At 58.0% G+C, this 18,448-nt stretch carries 15 protein-coding genes; 9 read left to right on the top strand and 6 right to left on the bottom strand.

Annotation, left to right across the window (positions count from 1 at the left end; translation table 11 throughout):
* Positions 1–246 precede the first annotated feature (246 nt).
* The 8 genes from trpS to thrS all read left to right on the top strand — a co-directional run bounded on the left by trpS (position 247) and on the right by thrS (position 9,548).
* Positions 247–1,308: a tryptophan--tRNA ligase gene (gene trpS, locus DXA66_RS09785; protein WP_097781017.1), complete on the top strand. Its 1,062-nt coding sequence runs from the start codon at positions 247–249 to the stop codon at positions 1,306–1,308.
* A gap of 156 nt (positions 1,309–1,464) precedes the next feature.
* Positions 1,465–2,226, top strand: a complete 762-nt coding sequence (locus tag DXA66_RS09780; RefSeq protein WP_118528550.1) for an SDR family oxidoreductase — start codon at positions 1,465–1,467, stop codon at positions 2,224–2,226.
* 319 nt (positions 2,227–2,545) lie between these two features.
* Positions 2,546–3,355, top strand: a complete 810-nt coding sequence (locus DXA66_RS09775; protein WP_118528548.1) for a gluconate 5-dehydrogenase — start codon at positions 2,546–2,548, stop codon at positions 3,353–3,355.
* A 103-nt stretch (positions 3,356–3,458) separates the two neighbouring features.
* Positions 3,459–3,803: a cupin domain-containing protein gene (locus DXA66_RS09770; RefSeq protein WP_005938337.1), complete on the top strand. Its 345-nt coding sequence runs from the start codon at positions 3,459–3,461 to the stop codon at positions 3,801–3,803.
* Between the two features lie 47 nt (positions 3,804–3,850).
* A complete protein-coding gene (locus tag DXA66_RS09765; RefSeq protein ID WP_118528546.1) occupies positions 3,851–4,486 on the top strand; it encodes an RpiB/LacA/LacB family sugar-phosphate isomerase in 636 nt (211 codons plus the stop codon).
* Between the two features lie 12 nt (positions 4,487–4,498).
* Positions 4,499–4,906 carry a DUF1622 domain-containing protein gene (locus DXA66_RS09760; protein WP_097774183.1) on the top strand — a complete coding sequence of 136 codons (408 nt, stop codon included), beginning with the start codon at positions 4,499–4,501 and terminating at the stop codon, positions 4,904–4,906.
* 321 nt (positions 4,907–5,227) lie between these two features.
* Entirely contained in the window at positions 5,228–6,973 is a 1,746-nt protein-coding gene (locus tag DXA66_RS09755) for an ammonium transporter (RefSeq protein ID WP_097781013.1), read from the top strand.
* 790 nt (positions 6,974–7,763) lie between these two features.
* Positions 7,764–9,548: a threonine--tRNA ligase gene (gene thrS / locus DXA66_RS09750; RefSeq protein ID WP_118528544.1), complete on the top strand. Its 1,785-nt coding sequence runs from the start codon at positions 7,764–7,766 to the stop codon at positions 9,546–9,548.
* A 137-nt stretch (positions 9,549–9,685) separates the two neighbouring features.
* Here the strand turns inward: thrS and DXA66_RS09745 are convergent, their stop codons facing one another.
* Positions 9,686–10,207: a hypothetical protein gene (locus tag DXA66_RS09745; protein WP_118528542.1), complete on the bottom strand. Its 522-nt coding sequence runs from the start codon at positions 10,205–10,207 to the stop codon at positions 9,686–9,688.
* Between the two features lie 493 nt (positions 10,208–10,700).
* Between DXA66_RS09745 and DXA66_RS09740 the strand changes: the two genes are divergently transcribed.
* Entirely contained in the window at positions 10,701–11,621 is a 921-nt protein-coding gene (locus DXA66_RS09740) for a sugar phosphate nucleotidyltransferase (protein WP_118528540.1), read from the top strand.
* Between the two features lie 51 nt (positions 11,622–11,672).
* On the opposite strand, the gene DXA66_RS09735 is transcribed toward DXA66_RS09740, so the two are convergent.
* The 5 genes from DXA66_RS09735 to DXA66_RS09715 all read right to left on the bottom strand — a co-directional run bounded on the left by DXA66_RS09735 (position 11,673) and on the right by DXA66_RS09715 (position 18,052).
* A complete protein-coding gene (locus tag DXA66_RS09735; protein ID WP_118528538.1) occupies positions 11,673–14,369 on the bottom strand; it encodes a diguanylate cyclase in 2,697 nt (898 codons plus the stop codon).
* Between the two features lie 192 nt (positions 14,370–14,561).
* Positions 14,562–15,665, bottom strand: a complete 1,104-nt coding sequence (locus DXA66_RS09730) for a putative ABC transporter permease (protein WP_118528536.1) — start codon at positions 15,663–15,665, stop codon at positions 14,562–14,564.
* Between the two features lie 36 nt (positions 15,666–15,701).
* Positions 15,702–15,881, bottom strand: coding sequence for a DUF6472 family protein (locus tag DXA66_RS09725; protein ID WP_097777082.1), 180 nt, complete (start codon positions 15,879–15,881; stop codon positions 15,702–15,704).
* Positions 15,874–16,650: a tRNA (guanosine(46)-N7)-methyltransferase TrmB gene (trmB, locus tag DXA66_RS09720; RefSeq protein WP_118528534.1), complete on the bottom strand. Its 777-nt coding sequence runs from the start codon at positions 16,648–16,650 to the stop codon at positions 15,874–15,876. The genes DXA66_RS09725 and trmB overlap by 8 nt, the downstream gene beginning before the upstream one ends.
* A 214-nt stretch (positions 16,651–16,864) precedes the next feature.
* Positions 16,865–18,052 (bottom strand): alanyl-tRNA editing protein, encoded by a 1,188-nt coding sequence (locus tag DXA66_RS09715; RefSeq protein WP_118528532.1) that lies wholly within the window; start codon positions 18,050–18,052, stop codon positions 16,865–16,867.
* Positions 18,053–18,448 lie beyond the last annotated feature (396 nt).

Genomic DNA, 18,448 nt, shown 5'->3' with positions numbered 1-18,448 from the left:
GGATATACTTAAAATAATAAGCGAAACAGGAGGAAACTCCTTCCGTCATTGCCTACGGCAATGCCACTGCTCCCCCTTTTGTCACTTGCGTGACATCTTCCCCCGGCCGGGGGAAGTCTTTCTCATTGAGGGAGGCTTTGGCAAAACCGGAAACTTGGCCGCACTGCCAAAGGCCCCATCTCCGAGGGGGCTGGCACGGCGTAAGCCGTGACTGGGGGAGTTTGCCCTTTGAAAAAGGAGAACATCATGAAAAAAATCATTCTGACCGGCGACCGCCCCACCGGCCGCCTGCATGTGGGCCACTATGTCGGTTCCCTGAAGGAGCGGGTGCGCCTGCAGAACTCCGGCGAGTACGATGAGATCTACGTTATGATCGCCGATGCGCAGGCCCTGACCGATAACGCCGACAACCCGGAAAAGGTGCGCCAGAACATCCTGCAGGTGGCGCTGGATTATCTGGCCTGCGGCATCGACCCCGCCAAGACCCATATTTTCATCCAGTCCATGGTGCCGGAATTGACTGAGCTGAGCTTCTACTATATGAACCTCGTCACCGTGAGCCGCCTGCAGCGCAACCCCACCGTCAAGAGCGAGATCCATATGCGCAACTTTGAGACCAGCATCCCGGTGGGCTTCTTCTGCTACCCCATCAGTCAGGCGGCGGACATCACCGCTTTCCACGCCACCACCGTGCCTGCCGGTGAGGACCAGAAGCCCATGATCGAGCAGTGCTGCGAGATCGTGCGCAAATTCAACGCCGTTTACGGCGATACCCTGACCGAGCCGGAGATCGTGCTGCCCCAGAACGCCGCCTGCCTGCGCCTGCCCGGCACCGACGGCAAGGCCAAGATGAGCAAGAGCCTCGGCAATTGCATCTACCTGTCCGAGGAACCGGAGGACATCAAAAAGAAGGTCATGTCCATGTACACCGACCCCAACCACCTGCGTGTGCAGGACCCCGGCAAGGTGGAGGGCAACCCGGTGTTCATCTATCTGGACGCCTTCTGCCGTCCGGAGCACTTTGCAGAGTTCTGGCCGGAATACCAGAACCTCGACGAGGTGAAGGCGCACTACCAGCGCGGCGGTCTGGGCGACGTGAAGGTGAAAAAGTTCCTGAACAGCGTCATGCAGGCCGAGCTGGAGCCCATCCGCACCCGCCGCAAGGAGTGGGAGCAGCGCCTGCCCGAGGTGGTGGAGATCCTGAAGGAGGGCAGCGCCTACGCGGAAAAGACTGCCGCCGCCACGCTGGCCGAGGTGCGCAAGTCCATGCGGATCGATTACTTCGACAACGACAACCTGTTGAAATAAAATCTATGAGAGTGTCCGGGATGCCGCAGGCGTTCCGGACACTCTTTTTATAGTTTACGAAAATTGCATAGAAAATGCGGTCAAACTGTGTTAAAATAGGGGCAATAAGTACAGAAAGCCCCCGCTCTGGGGGCGAGAGGAAAAAGGAAAATCACCATGCAAAAGACCATCTGGATCACTGGCGCAAGCTCCGGCATCGGGCAGGAGTTTGCACGCCGCTATGCAAAGCTGGGCTGCCGGCTCATCCTGACTGCCCGCCGCACCGACCGGCTGGAAGCGCTGGCCGCAAAACTGGGCACGCCCTGCCGCATCCTGCCTGCCGATCTTGCAAAGGAAGAGGACTGCCAGCGCCTTTTCAAGGAGCTGGAGGGGGAGACCATTGATATCTTTATCAACAACGCGGGCTTTGGCGTGTGCGGCAGCTATCTGGAGACCGACGACGCCCGGGAAGAGGAAATGATCCGGGTGAATGTGGAAGCCATGGCGCGGCTGTTCCGCTTTGTGGTGCGCAGGATGCACGCGGCAGGCGGCGGCACCATCCTGAACGTGGCATCCTCGGCGGGGCTGCTGCCCGGCGGGCCCTATATGGCGGGCTACTATGCCAGCAAGGCCTATGTGGTCAGCCTGACCCGGGGCGTTGCCCGGGAGCTGCAGGAGCTGCACAGCCCGGTCTATGTGTGTGCACTCTGCCCGGGGCCGGTGGATACCGAGTTCAACGACCGGGCAGGGGTGGTGTTTGCCCTCAAGGGCATCACGCCGGAGTTCTGCGTACAGGAAGCCATGCACGGCATGATGCACCGCAGGATCATCATCGTGCCCTCGGCCTTTATGCGGGCATGCACCACGGCGCAGAAGCTGCTGCCTGCCTCCTTGCTGATGCCCATTGTGGCACGGCAGCAGAAAAAGAAGCTGGGATGATATTCTGGATGGCTTAATATGGCTCTTGTCAACAAGCCCAAATTTTTCCGCCGAAATTGTGCGCACTGCTAATGACTGAAACCGTGTATACAAGAAAAAACCGGTTTTTTGCAGCTTTGCACGACTTTTCACGAAAAAATTTCCCGGAAAATTAAAAATACAGCAAAAATGCAGAAGAAAATGCCTTGACAGAGCCCAAAAAGAATGTTACCCTGTATACAAGAAGGACGCTAAAATCGAGAGTTCGGCTTTTTGAGCGTCCTGCAGAGCAAAAACGGGGCTTCCCCGCAAAGGAACAATTTGATTGGAGGACTCTATTATGGCACAGTGCACTCCCAAATCTTTTGATCTGACCGGCAAGGTCGCGCTGATCACCGGCGCATCCTACGGCATTGGCATGGCAATTGCAAAGGCAATGGCAGCCAATGGCGCTACCATCGTGTTCAACGACATCAAGCAGGAGCTGGTGGATAAGGGCATCGCTGCTTACGCAGAAGCAGGCATCAAGGCTCACGGCTACGTCTGCGACGTGACCGATGAGGATGCCGTCAACGCCATGGTGGCAAAGATCACCGAGGAAGTTGGCCACATCAACATTCTGGTCAACAACGCCGGTATCATCAAGCGCATCCCCATGACCGAGATGAGCGCTGCTCAGTTCCGTCAGGTCATCGATGTTGACCTGAACGCTCCCTTCATCGTGGCAAAGGCCATCATCCCCGACATGATCGCACAGGGCGGCGGCAAGATCATCAACATCTGCTCCATGATGAGCGAGCTGGGCCGTGAGACCGTCTCCGCCTACGCTGCAGCCAAGGGCGGCCTGAAGATGCTCACCAAGAACATCGCTTCTGAGTACGGCGCATACAACATCCAGTGCAACGGCATTGGACCCGGCTACATCGCTACCCCGCAGACCGCACCTCTGCGCGAGATCCAGCCCGACGGCAGCCGTCATCCCTTCGACCAGTTCATCGTTGCCAAGACCCCCGCAGGCCGCTGGGGCGAGGCAGAGGACCTGGGCGGACCTGCTGTCTTCCTGGCATCCGAGGCTTCTGACTTTGTCAATGGCCTGATCCTGTACGTCGATGGCGGCATTCTGGCTTACATCGGCAAGCAGCCCCAGTAATGGCTGAGGATCTCCCAAAGGACTGAGCACGGCGGCAGCCGGGCAGGCTTTGCCTGCTGGCTGCCGCTTTTTGTATTTGTATGGGAAAGGATGTTGTGTTATAATGGAAAAACAGCATAAAGACGCAGTATGGGTGCCCCATGCCGAGATCGAGCCGGAGGTATGCGGCAAGGGCGTAAAGCGCCGCATTCTGGCCTACAGCAAGGATGCGATGTGCGTGGAAAATACCTTTGAGACCGGCGGTGTGGGTGCCATGCACTGCCACCCGCACACGCAGGTCACCTACATCGTTTCCGGCCGCTACCGCTTTACCATCGGCGACGAGACCCGCGAGGTGGGCCCCGGCGACACCCTGCTCAAGCAGGACGGCGTGATGCACGGCTGTGTGTGTCTGGAAGGCGGCGTGATGCTGGACTTCTTTACCCCCATGCGGGAGGACTTTGTATAACACCTGCATCTGCAGGGAAGAAAAATAAGAAGGAGAATCATAAACCCATGAAAATTGCACTCATCAACGAGAACAGTCAGGCCGCAAAGAACGGCATCATTGAAACTGCCCTGAAAAAGGTAGTGGAACCCATGGGCCACGAGGTGGTCAACTACGGCATGTACGCTGCCGACGATGCTGCCCAGCTGACCTATGTGCAGTGCGGCATTCTGGCTGCCATCCTGCTGAACAGCGGCGCAGCCGATTATGTCATCACCGGCTGCGGCACCGGCGAGGGTGCCATGCTGGCCCTGAACAGCTTCCCCGGCGTGATCTGCGGCCATGTGGAGGACCCTGTGGATGCCTACACCTTTGCCCACGTCAACGACGGCAACGCCGTTGCCATGCCGTTTGCCAAGGGCTTCGGCTGGGGCGGTGAGCTGAACCTTGAGTACTGCTTCGAGAAACTGTTCGGCTTCGGCCACGGTCAGGGCTACCCCAAGGAGCGCGTGGAGCCTGAGCAGCGCAACAAGAAGATCCTGGACGGCGTGCGTGCCGCTACCTTCAAGCCGCTGATCGAGTGCCTGAAGAGCATCGATCAGAACCTGCTGAAGGGCGCTGTGGCCGGTGCAAAGTTCAGCGAGCTGTTCTTCGCCTCCTGCAAGGACGAGGAGCTGGCAGCATACGTCAAGACGCTGCTGTAAGAGGATGCTGCTATGGGCTGGCTTTATCATCTGAACGCAGGCATTACCCATGGACTGGAAGGCTTTCTGGAGACCGCAGTGCCCATGATCGCGGGCCTTGCCGAAGTGATCGGTCTGTTCATCATCGTCACCAGTCTTATCAAGGCCACCTACCACTATGTGCGGGCGACCTTCTTCCATGACCACCATGATTTCCACCACGAGATGAGCAGCGGCCTGACCACGGCGCTGGAATTCCTGATGTCGGCGGAGATCGCAAAGACCTTCCTTTTGCAGAATCTGGAGTCGGTGGTGCCACTGGCTGCTACCTTTGCACTGCGCGCCATGATGAGCTTGATGCTGCACTGGGAAATGCAGGGCGGACACCGCTCCGGCCGCAAAAAAGCGGAAAACGACACAGAAGCGGAAAAGAATGACTAGTGCGCAGCTGAAAACAGAGTTTTGCCAAACTTTTGCCGTGATAACTTTCTTTGCGTTGTGAAAAACGTAAAACCTTGACATGAGCCCTTGACACTTTTGCACAAAGGGACTATACTCTTGCCATCGAAAGCAAAGGCGCTGACGGAAGAGATTCCGCCAGCGCCTTTTGTGTTTTCGGGGATATTGCCGCTCGGGGGAAGATAGAGGGTCTCCTGAGTGCAAATGAAGCGTTCCTGCGTGCGATCGGCACGGGGAACACCGCACACGCCAAAAGGTTCTGGTGGCCTTGCGGCATCACATTCGTGGGAGGTATGAAAAGTTATGTTCAGCTCCATCAACACCTGTTGGACGCTCGTGGGAGCGTTCCTCGTCTACTTTATGCAGGCGGGCTTCGCCTTGTGCGAAGCCGGTTTCACCCGCGCCAAGAACACCGGTAATATTCTGATGAAGAATATGATGGACTTCTGCATCGGCACCCCGTGCTACTGGATCATCGGCTTTGGCCTGATGTTCGGCGGCACCGGCGCACTGATCGGCGGCTTCGACCCGTTCATTCAGGGCGATTACAGCCATCTGGGTCTGGATATCCCGCTGTGGGTCTACATCGTGTTCCAGACCGTGTTCTGCGCAACGGCTGCCACCATCGTTTCCGGCTCCATGGCCGAGCGCACCAACTTCAAGGCTTACTGCGTTTATTCTGCTGCGATCTCGCTGGTGGTCTACCCCATCTGCGGCCACTGGATGTGGGGCGGCGGCTGGCTGCAGAGCATGGGCTTCCATGACTTTGCAGGCTCTGCAGCAGTCCACAATGTGGGCGGTGTCATCGCTCTGCTGGGCGCATGGATGCTGGGTCCCCGCATTGGCAAGTACGACAAGAACGGCAAGCCTCACGCCATTCCCGGCCACAACCTGACCGCCGGTGCTCTGGGCGTGTTCATCCTGTGGTTCTGCTGGTTCGGCTTCAACGGCGGTTCTTCTCTGAGCCTTGCCACCGACGAGGCCATGACCATGACCGGTCTGGTCTGCTTCAATACCAACCTTGCTGCAGCCGTTGCCACCTGTGTGACCATGATTTTTACATGGCTGCGCTACGGCAAGCCCGATGTCTCCATGACCCTGAACGGTTCTCTGGCCGGTCTGGTGGCGATCACTGCAGGCTGCGATACCGTTTCTCCGTTCGGCGCATTCTTCATCGGCTTTGTGGCCGGCTTGCTCGTTGTTCTGAGCGTTGAGTTCTTCGATAACATCGCCAAGGTGGATGACCCTGTTGGTGCAGTTTCCGTCCACTTTGCAAACGGCGTGTGGGGCACCATTGCGGTGGGCCTGTTCTCCACCGGTGCCAACACCGAGCACGCAGGTCTCTTCTACGGCGGCGGTCTGGCACAGCTGGGCACCCAGCTGCTGGGCCTCGTTACCGTTGACATCTACGTTGTCGTTGTGATGTTCATTATCTTCAAGCTCATCGATAAGTTCATCGGCCTGCGCGTTCCCGCAGAGGTGGAGATCGACGGTCTGGATATCCACGAGCATGGTCTGGCATCCGCTTACGCTGGTTTCTCCATCTCCGATGCAAACTCTGCTGCCATGGTGCCCAACGAGAACACCGACCTCGGCGAGGACGATGTGACCAAGGCCACCGACAAGCAAATCAGCGCTGCCGTTCCTGTGGTGCGCGAGCCTTCGCCCGTGATCCACGATGGCGTGTACGACACCGGTATGCACAAGGTGTCCATCATTGCAAAGCTTTCCAAGTTCGATCAGCTCAAGACTGCCCTCAACGATCTGGGCGTTACCGGCATGACCGTCACTCAGGTGATGGGCTGTGGCATCCAGAAGGGTACTTCCGAGAAGTACCGCGGCGTGCCTGTGGATACCACCCTGCTGCCGAAGATCAAGGTGGAGGTGATCGTCTCCAAGATCAGCGTGGACGCTGTGGTGGAGGCCGCCAAGAAGGCACTGTACACCGGACACATCGGCGACGGCAAGATCTTTGTGTACAACGTGACCCGCGTGGTCAAGATCCGCACCGGCGAAGAGGACTTTGCCGCCCTGCAGGATGTGGAGTAAAGCTCCGATCCGAAATCTCTAATGGCAACCAGATCAAAGGCCCCGCTTCTGCGCACAAAGGAGCGGGGCCTTTGGCCTGCCAGAGCAAAAACAACAGCTGCCGTGTGTCGAAAATTGCACACGGCAGCTGTTTGTGTTATACTGGATGCGCTGCCCTTTCCCCAATCTGGCAACAGGGGGAGGTGAAGCGGATGCCTGCAATTTTAGTCGACTTTCTCGTGGCTGTTGCAGCACAGGTGACGGCATATTACCTGTGCAAGTGGCTTAACAACCACCATAAGGGCAAGTAAGCACAAAAGAACCCCCTTGGAGCGGCAACTCCGAGGGGGTTCGCTTTTGGTGAGCCGATGCAAGATTGCAATCTCAATCAACTTTCTCTACCCTTATTATATGCGGCTGCACAAAAAAGTCAACCCTGCGCGGAAAATTTTGATTTTCTGCATCTTTCACTTGATTTTTGACCCGGAGCGTGCTACAATCAGCGTAGTTTCATCCTGTAAAAGCGATGATGCGGACAAACTGAGTTCCAATCTCCATGATGCAGAGAGGGCTGCCCCGCAAGGGCGCTGCAAGCAGCCTGTCATGTGCCGGAGCTCTACCACCGCAGAGCGCAGAGGAGAACCTCTGCCGGGTGCGCCCGTTACAGCACAGCGAGTGGCGTGCAGAAAAGCACGCAATTCGGGTGGAACCGTGGAACGTTTCTGATTTTTTCAGGCGCTTCATCCCGTGAGTAAGTGTGCGGGATGAAGCGCTTTTTTGTTTTACTTTATCTGTCAAAGGAGCAAACATTATGAAGATCATCTATAAGGACGGTCATGTGGACGAGTGCCCGCAGGATCAGGAACTGCACGTTATCCGTCACACCGCAGCCCACATCATGGCGCAGGCCATCAAGCGCCTGTATCCGCAGGCTGACTTTGCTTTCGGCCCTGCCACCGAGAACGGCTTCTACTACGACGTCGATCTGGGCGACCAGAAGCTCAGCGACGAGGATCTGGCAAACATCGAAAAAGAGATGCGCAAGATCGTCAAGGAGAATTTGCCCATCAAGCCCTTCATCCTGCCCCGCGCCGAGGCCGTGAAGCTGATGGAAGAGCGCAAGGAGAACTACAAGATCGAGCACATGGCGGATCTGGCCGATGAGACCGAGTTCAGCTTCTTCCAGCAGGGCGAGTACGTGGATATGTGCATCGGACCCCACCTGACCTACACCAAGGCGCTGAAGGCCTTCAAGATCACCCAGCAGTCTGGCGCATACTGGAAGAACGACAAGGAAAACAAGATGCTCACCCGCATCAATGGCGTGGCCTTCCGCAATCAGGAAGAGCTGGATGCATGGGAGAAGGAGCAGCAGGAGGCCCGTGAGCGCGATCACCGCAAGATCGGCAAGGAAATGGGCCTGTTCATGACCGACGATCTGGTGGGCCGCGGCCTGCCCATGTTCCTGCCCGCAGGCTACACCGTCTGGCAGGAGCTGGAGAACTATATCAAGGAGAAGGAGCGTGCACGCGGCTACCTGCACGTTATGACTCCCTGCATCGGCACTGTGAACCTGTATAAGACCTCCGGTCACTGGGATCACTACCGTGAGAACATGTTCCCCGCCATGGAGATGGAGGGCGAGAGCTATGTTCTGCGCCCGATGAACTGCCCCCACCACATGATGATCTACGCAAATCGTCCCCATTCTTACCGTGACCTGCCCATGCGCATCGGTGAGATCGCCCACGATTTCCGTTACGAGTCCTCCGGCACCCTGAAGGGCATCGAGCGCGGCCGTCACTTCTGCCAGAACGATGCTCACCTGTTCTGCACCCCGGAGCAGATCAAGAGCGAGGTCGCAAACGTGTGCGACCTGATCTTTGAGGTGTACAAGGACTTCAACATTACCGATTACCGCTGCGTGCTGAGCCTGCGTGATCCTGCCGATAAGAAGAAGTACCACGACGATGATGCCATGTGGAACCATGCAGAGCAGGCCCTGCGCGAAGTGCTGACCGAGCTGGGCATCCACTTCACCGAGGAGATCGGCGAGGCTGCCTTCTACGGCCCCAAGCTGGACGTGAACGTCAAGCCCGCTGTGGGTGCCGAGTACACCCTGTCCACCTGCCAGCTGGACTTCTGCCTGCCCGCAAAGTTCCACCTGACCTACGTGGACAAGGACGGCACCGAAAAGACCCCCGTGGTGCTGCACCGCGCCATCCTGGGCTCTCTGGACCGCTTCATGGCTTACCTGATCGAAGAGACCAAGGGCAAGTTCCCCACCTGGCTGGCTCCCACGCAGGTCAAGGTGCTGCCCGTCTCCGAAAAGACGCTGGACTACGCCGAGGGCGTGACCGAAAAGCTGGTAGAAGCCGGTGTCCGTGTTGTGCTGGACGACGACAACCAGAAGATCGGCTACAAGATCCGCGAGGCACAGCAGGTGGACCGTGTGCCTTATATGCTGGTTCTGGGTGCCAAGGAAGCCGAGGCAGGCAACATCTCTGTGCGTGACCGCAAGGGCGAGACCACCACGATGGAGCTGGATGCATTCATCGCAAAGGTGATTGCCGAGATCCGCAACCGCAGCCTGTAAGCAGACACTGCAAAACACAAAGCGCCGCTTTCCCGGCAGGGGAGAGCGGCGCTTTTTTTTGCTGCAGCGAAACGCCAAAGGCCGCTGCTCAAATGGAAACAGCGGCCTTTGGCGTTGGATGCTTTATAAAAAGGAAATCAGGCGTTTTCCTTCTGGACGCTCTTGACGGCCAGAGCTTTGGCGGGCTTCATCAACAGCACGCACACGCCGTTGAAGAGGATCGAACCCACGATGAAGGTGATGAAGAACTGGGGCAGGTGGGTGGCCAGAGCGGTGGTGTCGATGCAGGCCACAGTCAGGTAGGCAAAGCCCACGTTGTTCAGCACCTTGGGTGCGTAGGGGTGCAGGATGATGAGGATGAACAGCACCACGGCCAGCGGGATGAGGAAGCCGAAGAAGCCGCCCAGCACCGGGGTCAGGGCCGTGATGGAAAGCAGAGCGATCACAGTGAGGATCAGGCCTACAAGACCACCCAGCTCAACGGTGACGAAGCGATCCTTCACATCGCCTTCCAGCGTGAACATCATGATATTGCTCAGGAAGATCAGCCAGCTGTACTCCAGGCCGGTCACATGGATGATGGCATTGGCGATCAGGATCCACACCAGAAGCATCAGGCGGAAATACAGCAGAAAGCGCTTGGTAACGGCTTCATTCATGATAAAATACCTCTTTCTTGGTCGTATTGGAAAGCTTTACTTTCACTAAAAGGCGCTTTTTGGCAGGTAAAACCTGCATTGATGTTGCCATTATACAATATTTATATGGCAAAAACAATACTTTTGCAAGAATAAATTGCATATTTTGGAAATTTTGACTTGCAGAAGGTCGGCAACCTCGCCCTCTCCGTCATTGCTTGCGCAATGCCACCTCTCCCAAAGTGAGAGGCCTTGGCAATCCACGCAAAGTATGCGGTTCCGCCAGAGGCTCCCCCTTTGAGGAAAGACTTCCCCCGCGCCGGGGGAAGATGTCGTGCAGCGACAAAAGAGGGAATCTGGCGCGTTAGCGCCTGAGAGGGCGAGCACGGTAAAAATAAGCTGGAATAATGGCACAGCGGAGCCATTTCAAATTGTTTTTCTGTCCAAAATGGAGTATAATGAGACAATAAATATTCTGCCGCAGTTGCGGCCTGAACAGGGGGAGGAACCTTATATGAACAAACCGGTACTGGTGGTCATGGCGGCTGGCATGGGCAGCCGCTACGGCGGCATGAAGCAGATCGACCCGGTGGGGCCGAACGGTCAGGTGATCGTGGATTATTCCCTTTACGATGCCCGCCGCGCAGGCTTTGAGACGGTGATCTTTGTTATCAAGCATGAGATCGAGGATGCTTTCAAGGCAGCGATCGGCGAGCGTGTATCCAAGGCCATGAACGTGAAATATGCCTTCCAGCAGCTGGATGAGCTGCCCGCAGGCTTTGCCGTGCCGGAGGGCCGTGTCAAGCCCTGGGGCACCTGCCACGCCGTTCTGGCTGCAAAGGACCTCATCGACGGCCCGTTTGCAGTCATCAATGCCGATGATTATTACGGCCCGGAGGCCTTCCGGGTGATGTATGATTACCTGTCCACCCACGAGGACGGAAGCTATTACGATTACTGCATGGTAAGCTACCTGCTCCGGAACACTGTCTCCGAGAATGGCAGCGTGGCCCGCGGCGTATGCGTGACCGAACCCGACGGCACCCTGCACAGTGTGACCGAACGCACCCGCATTGAAACGTACGAAAACGGCGTACACTTCACCGAGGACGGCGGCGCAAGCTGGACCGACCTGCCCGGCGATACCCCGGTGAGTATGAACCTGTGGGGCTTTGGCAAAAGCTTTCTGGACGAAGCCGAGCAGCGCTTTGCGGGCTGGCTGACCGAAAATCTGCCTAAAAACCCGCTCAAGTGTGAGTATTTCCTGCCGCTGGTGGTCACGGAGCTGATCGAAGAGGGCAAGGCAAAAATTCAGGTGCTGCGCAGCACGGATAAATGGTACGGCGTTACCTACCGTGAGGACAAGCCGCTGGTGGTGGAAGCCATCGCCCGCAAAACGGCAGGGGGCCAGTACCCGGAGAATTTGTGGGCATAAACTAAAAAAGAGACGGCTGATCGTTCAAATCGGCCGTCTCTTTTTCTTTAGTCACTTATTTCGTCTGGGGGGGGTAAGAGCTGCATCCTCACAGGAGAAGATCCAGATGGTCTCATCAATGTGCGTTCCGCTCTTGGAATAGGGTGTCACCTTGACGCAGAAGGTGGTGCCGTCGGTCTTTTTATAGGTGCGCTCCACGATGTCACCGGTCAGGACCTTGCTGCGGATATAGTTGTAATCCAGCAGGTCTGCCAGACTCTCGCGGCAGGCGGGCTCCACCAGCGTATCACGGTACTGCTGCAGAACGGCGATATAAGAGCCGCCGGAGACATCCAGAATTTTCTGGAAATAGTCCGGGACGATCACGCCGCGCATACGGTCGGTCTTCAGATCCACAACGAACACGCTCTGGTACTTGGGGGCAAGGACCCGCAGGAAATGTTCGGCATCCCGCTTTTCGGTCAGAGTCTGCTCCAGCTTCTCGTTCAGGCCCCGCAGCTGGCGCTCCTGGCCGTTGCGGGCGTAATAGGCCTGCTTGTCCTGCCGCATGGCAGCTTCGGCCTGATTCATGGCATCGTCCAGCCGGTGCAGGTCGTTGGTGTTCTGGATGCCCACCGAGATCTCGTACTCCTTCTCGCGCAGGAAAGCACGCATCCTGTCCACAGACACCCACACACTGTAGGGCGGCTGATTCGGGGTGAGGATCACGAATTCGTCACCGCCGATGCGGTAGATGCGGCTGGAAGCAAAGAACTTGCGGGCCGCATTGGAAATGCAGCAGAGCATGGCATCGCCGCTGCGGTGGCCCAGATGGTTATTGATCTCGTGCAGGCCCACCACGTCGATGTAGGTGCACACCATGGAGTCGTATTCGCTGGACTGCAGCGTCCGCAGATCGGTCTCAAAGAGGCTGCGGTTCAGCAGGCCGGTCAGGGTGTCGTGGCTGTAGGAGAAGTCCAGCTCCTCGCTGAGATGGTCGGCCTGTGCATCCTCACGCACCACCACGGTGGCCCAGGGGTTCTGGGCGCAGCAGTTGCGGCAGGGCAGAAATTCCATGGTGATCCACACGAACTGACCGGACACGTTTTTGCGGAAGCGGTAGGCCTCCGGCTGCTGGGTGCTGAAAACAGCGGAGCGCAGGGTCTCCAGATCGGTCTGGTCGGTGAACATCTCCGCGTCGTCCGGGTGGATCACCTTATTCGTCACCATGCGCTCACAGTAAGCGGCAAAGTCCTCCTCAGTGTCCGAACCCGCACCGGGCAGGCGCGGGTCCCGCTTGATGACCCGGTATTCGCCGGTGGAAAGGTTCAGCAGAGAAAGCTCCAGCACATTGTCCGCAAAGATCTGGTAGGCCTGCAGCGCCAGTGCGGTCTGCTCGCTGTTGGAGATGGGGACCCGGCGGTCACGGCGCATCAGGTCGCGGCGCATATCCCAGTAATCCTCGCTGTTGGGCTGGGCCAGCAGGGCCTCGGCGTTCTCCACCGGCATGGGCTTGTAGAAATAATAGCCCTGCGTATACAGGCAGTCGGCGGCCTGCAGCATGGAGACCTGCTCCGGCGTTTCCACGCCTTCGGCGATGATGGGCAGATTCAGGCGGTGGGCCATATCCACCACCGATTCCACGATCTGCACGCCCTTGCTGCGGTTTTGCTGGTTCATGTCGATGAGCTTCATGTCCAGCTTGATGGCATCCACGTTGGTGTCCTTGAGCATATTCAGCGAAGAATAGCCGCTGCCAAAGTCGTCCATCATCACAGAGAAACCTTTGCGGTGCAGGCCCTGGATGGTGTTTTCCATCAGAGAAGCGTTTTCGGCCAGCATGGTCTCGGTGATCTCGGCCAGCAGGAGCTTTGGCTCCAGCTGATACTTTTCCACAAGGTTGGAGAAGATCTGCGGCACATCCAGATTGACGATATCCACCACAGAAACGTTCACAGATACAGGCACAAGATTGCTGCCGCTCTCCTGCCACTTGTGCAGGGTCTTGCAGACAGACTCCCAGATGTACTGATCCAGCTGGGTCACAAGGCCGGTGCTTTCCAGCAGGGGCATGAACTCGGCCGGGGGCACGCAGCCGCGGGTGGGATGGTTCCAGCGCACCAGTGCTTCCATGCCCACGATGGCGCGGGTCATGCTGTTGCACTTGGGCTGCAGAAAGAAGCAGAACTCGTGATTTTTCAGGGCGAGCTCCAGCTCGCTCAGCAGCTGACGCTGCTTCTTGAGACGGCTGAGCATGGCCGGAGTAAAGCGGTGCATCCCGCCTACGGCCGGGCTGGGGTCTACCGATGCGATCTGTGCATAGCTGCACAGGGTTTGTGCGTCAGCATCTGGATGCTCGGCCACAGGGCACACACCAAAAGACAAGAAGGAGGTAACGCCCTGCCTGTAGTCGTTCACGCAGGTCTGCAGATGGCTGATGATGGCCAGCTGCTGTTCTTTGTCATCCGGCAGGCAGAGCACAAAATCGTCGCTGCCGAGGTAGCCCACCGGAGAACCGGTCGCCTTGCTGTGCTCCAGCAGAAGGGCTGTAAGAGACAGCAGCAGGCTGTGCGCCTGCTGAGAACCGTACAGCTCGGTATACAGTTTAAAATGCTCGATATCGATGGCGGCAACACACCAGTTCTCGCCTTTGTGCTGCGCCAGAAACTCCTGCAGCTGCTGCAGGAAGTCGTCTTTGCGAGCGATCTGTGCAAGTGCATCGGGTTGCGGTGCGCCGACATTTTCATTCAACTTCAGTTCTTCGAACATGATAAATCCCTCGCTGTTGGATGTTTTCGACAAAATGTGGCATTCTATAAAACAGTATAGCACGATTTTAAACCTTTGAAAATAGATATTTAAAACTTTGCGGCAAAAAAGAACGGAACGCCGGACGGGTCCGGAAGGCGGGGCATAAAAAGACCGCTGCATTCCTGTGCAGCGGTCTTTTGGGCAGCGGTCTCAGGCATCCTTGCGGGTGTCGGAGCCGTTTTTCTTCGGTTCTTCTTCAGGGCTTTCCCGGCGGGCAAGACCAAGGCGCAGGGCCTTGAGGGTGGTCTTTTTTACGCCATGCTTCAGGCCGGGGAAGGCGCGCAGCATACGGCGCGGGCCAACGATGCGGGGGGTGCGCAGCAGCTGGGCCTGCATTTCATCGCTGCGGGCCTGCAGCTCCTCGGCCAGCTGTTCCAGACGCAGCAGCTCGGCAGCGCGCTCTATCGTGCCCTTGGCGGCCAGCTGTGCAGCCTTGGCGGCTTCGGCCGTGTTGAGCTTGGCGATCTCGGAAGCATGCTTTGCCGCCTCGCGGGCCTCAGCGGTCTTGGCACGGACGGCGGCCAGCGTTTCACGCAGGGCACGCTTTTCCGGTGCGGCTTCGCGGGCCTCGGCGGCGGCAAGCTTGAACTGCAGGCGCTGCTCGTCCAGCTTCTGGTCGGCGTTCAGGGTGGTGGTGCCCAGCAGCTGGGTCATGGCATCGCTGACGGCATGGATACTGTCAGCCAGCTGCTCCATGGCATCCAGCGTCTTGGCCAGACCGGAGGCGGCAAAGGCCGTAACGACTACGTCTGCCGCGTAGACCGCATAGAGCACACACATAACGACAAAGCCCACAAAGGGCGGGACCATATCCACAAGACCGGCGACGACCGGGTGGACGATGCGCATGACCACCAGCGTGCCCACGCCCCACAGCAGGCTGAATTCCAGACAGATATAGCCGCCAATGTTGAAGGGAAAGTCGCTGTAGTCCCACCAGCGGGTGTGATAGAGCTTATACAGTGCCCAGCCGCCTACCAGTTCCAGCGCACTGGGCAGGATGACACCGCCGATGTACAGCAGCAGGACGCTGCCCTGCAGAGGGGTCAGGGCGAACAGCACGATGACCATGCCGAAGCCGTAAATGGGGCACACCGGGCCGTTGAGAAAGCCGCGGTTCACCAGCTGACCGGTGGTGGCGGCGGCAAAGATGACCTCCAGACACCAGCCGGTGCAGGAATAAATGAGGAAGAAGGCCAGCACATGGTACAGCGAAAAGCCGCACATTGTGGTGGTCGTGAGAAAGTTGAGCATAAAACACCTCCTGTGAGAATCATGCTGCTGTGCAGGTCAGTTCTGTTTTTGTACGATCTTGTATTCATCGCCCGGCTCAAAGAACGGGCAGGCAGCCGTGCTGCGGGAAAGATAGCGGGCCATCTCGTCCTCGTCCAGACAGCCGCCCTGAGCACAGTACCAGCTGCCGTACTCATCCTGCACATTGTTCAGGCAGATCTCGCAGGGATCATTCATTGTCTTCGCCTTCCTGTGCAGTCTTGGCAGCAGCCTCGGCCTCGGCGGCTTCGCGGGCCTGACGCTTGAGAATCTTCGGCTCGATCCAAGTCACGCTGGCAGGGTCCGGGTCCTTGCGGGCGATCAGGGCCTTGATCTTGATGCCCATTTCGGTGAACATGCCCTCGTGTTCGGTGCGGATGTTCCACTCCGGCTCGTTCTCATGGAGGTCAAAGGTCATCCACTCGATGTCGTAGCCGGAAGCGGGGAAGTATTCCAGACTGTCGCGGAACAGATCATCGTCGTCGGTCTTGAAGTAGATCTCGCCGCCGTCCTTGAGGAACTCGCGGTAGTTGATGAGCTGGCGCGGGTAGGTGAGGCGGTGCTTGTGGGAAGAGCCGTTCTTGCTCCACGGGTTGCAGAAGTTGATGTAGATGCGGCTGACCGTATCCTCGGCGGTAATGACCCCCTTGATGCGCTCGATGTCGGTGCTCATGATCTTCACGTTGTCGATGGGGCGGCCTGCAGCCTGATAGGCGGCTTCGATCTTGCGCTTGGCGAGGATGAGCACCTTATCGGTGATATCGATGCCCAGATAGTTGTTTTCCGGGTGGGCGCAGGCCAGCTGGGAGATGAAGCCGCCCTTGCCGCAGCCCAGTTCCAGCACAAAGGGCTGCTCCGGGCGGGCGTACTGGGCGTGCCACTTGCTGCCCCAGATCAGCGGCTCGTGCACATGGAAGTCGGCTGCCATCAGCTCGTCGTGGGCATAGGGTTTGAAACGCATTCTCATAGTTTGTTGTTCTCCTTAAATTTAACGTGGCTCGCCCTCTCAGGCGCTGACGCGCCAGCGCTCCCCTTTTTGGCTTCGCCATTTTCCCCCGGCCGGGGGAAATCGGTCCCAAAGGGGGAGCCCTTGGCAAAGCCGGAAGGTTTTCCGTACTGCCAAAGCCTCTCCCTTTGGGAGAGGTGGCTTTGCGAAGCAAAGACGGAGAGGGCGAGGATGCTTACCGGTTTTGCTCCCGCAAAAATTCCTCCACCTGTTCCGGTGCAGCGGCGCAGCTGCCCTGACAGATGCCGGGCTTGCCGCCGCCGCGTCCGTTCAGGGCGGCGTTCAGGGCTTTGGTCAGGGCGCGCACATCGCCGTCTGCCTGCGCGATGCAGTAGCCGGTGCCCTTTTCGGTGGGGGTCAGGGCGGCGCAGAGACCTTTGGTGGCTTCGGTCAGGCGCACCGCCAGCCGGTGCAGGCCGTCCGGGTCAAGGCCGGGCACTGTGCGGATGGCATCCTCACCGGGGTTTGCCAGCTGGGCAAGTGCATCGAACAGCTGAGAACATACGCCAAAGTGTGTAAACTTGAGCGCAGTATACTCGTCGTAGACGCGATGCACCGCCACAGCGGTCTGGTCGGCCTTGGCAGAGAGCAGCGCCCCGATGTCGGCCTGCCGGGCGCGCATGGCCTGTGCCGCTTCCAGCGCACGGGCTCCGCACACCACGCTCAGCCGCACGCCGCCCTTGTAGTTCTCGGATGCCAGAATTTTGATCTGTCCCACCTGTCCGGTGGTGCGGGTGTGGGTGCCGCAGCAGGCGCAGACATCCGCACCGGGAATGGTCACGATGCGCACCTGCCCTTCAATCTCCTTTTTGGAGCGGTAGACAAGGGCGGCAAGCTCCTCCCGGGTGGGGTAGCTGACCAGCACCGGCACATCCTGCCACACGATGCGGTTGGCGGCAAGCTCGGCTGCCTGCAGGCCCTCGGCAGAAATGGGCACGCTGGTGTCCATGCGCACAGCCTCGGAACCGATGTGGAAGCCCACGTTCTCGGCCCCGAACATCTGGTGCAGGATACCGGAAAGGATGTGCTCACCGGTGTGCTGCTGCATTTTGTCAAAGCGCCATTCCCAGTCGATGCAGCCGGAAACGGCAGTGCCGGGAACAGCGCTTTCCGGCAGAGCGTCCACGCTGTGCCAGAGGATGCCGTCATGCTCGTGTACATCGGTCACATTCAGCGTGGCACCGTCCGGCAGGGTCAGGGTGCCCCGGTCGGCAGGCTGACCGCCGCCTTCCGGGTAGAACACTGTGCCGTCCAGTGCGATGCGCCCGCCGCCGGTCTTTTCGTCCGGCTCTGCGGCAAGGATGACGCTCTCGCACTGGGTGCGGAAAGCGTCCTGTTCAAAATATTTTTCTGTGCGCTGCATGGCGCGGGTACCTCCTGTTCAGGGTGCAGTTTGACGATTTAAAATGGCCGCCGCAGGCTCTGACCATATTCAGCGGAAAATTTATTTTTATTTTTGCAGAATTGGAACGACTGCGGTCGTTCCAATTCTGCTTTTTCACGCAAGGGGCCGTAAAGGCCAACAACAAAAGAGCTTTTACTGCATCTGCCGGTTTCGGCCCTTCTGGTGAAAATGCGTTTGGAGCGGCCCGCGTTTGCGCAGCAATGAAAGCCCCGGTGGGGCTTTTAAGCGGCGAGCGGTCTGCGTCAGCAGATGGAGGGGCCTTGCCCTGACAAGTTCCGCAGGCCGCGACAAACGCGAAATAAAAAATCTGGATTCCGCTGAATATAGCCAGAGCGAAAGCGGAGGCTATTTAAA

Origin of the sequence: Faecalibacterium sp. OF03-6AC (assembly GCF_003478175.1) — a bacterium.
GTDB lineage: Bacteria > Bacillota > Clostridia > Oscillospirales > Ruminococcaceae > Faecalibacterium > Faecalibacterium taiwanense.
Note: the sequence above shows the minus strand (reverse complement) of the source record. Positions and strands in the feature narration are given on the sequence as shown.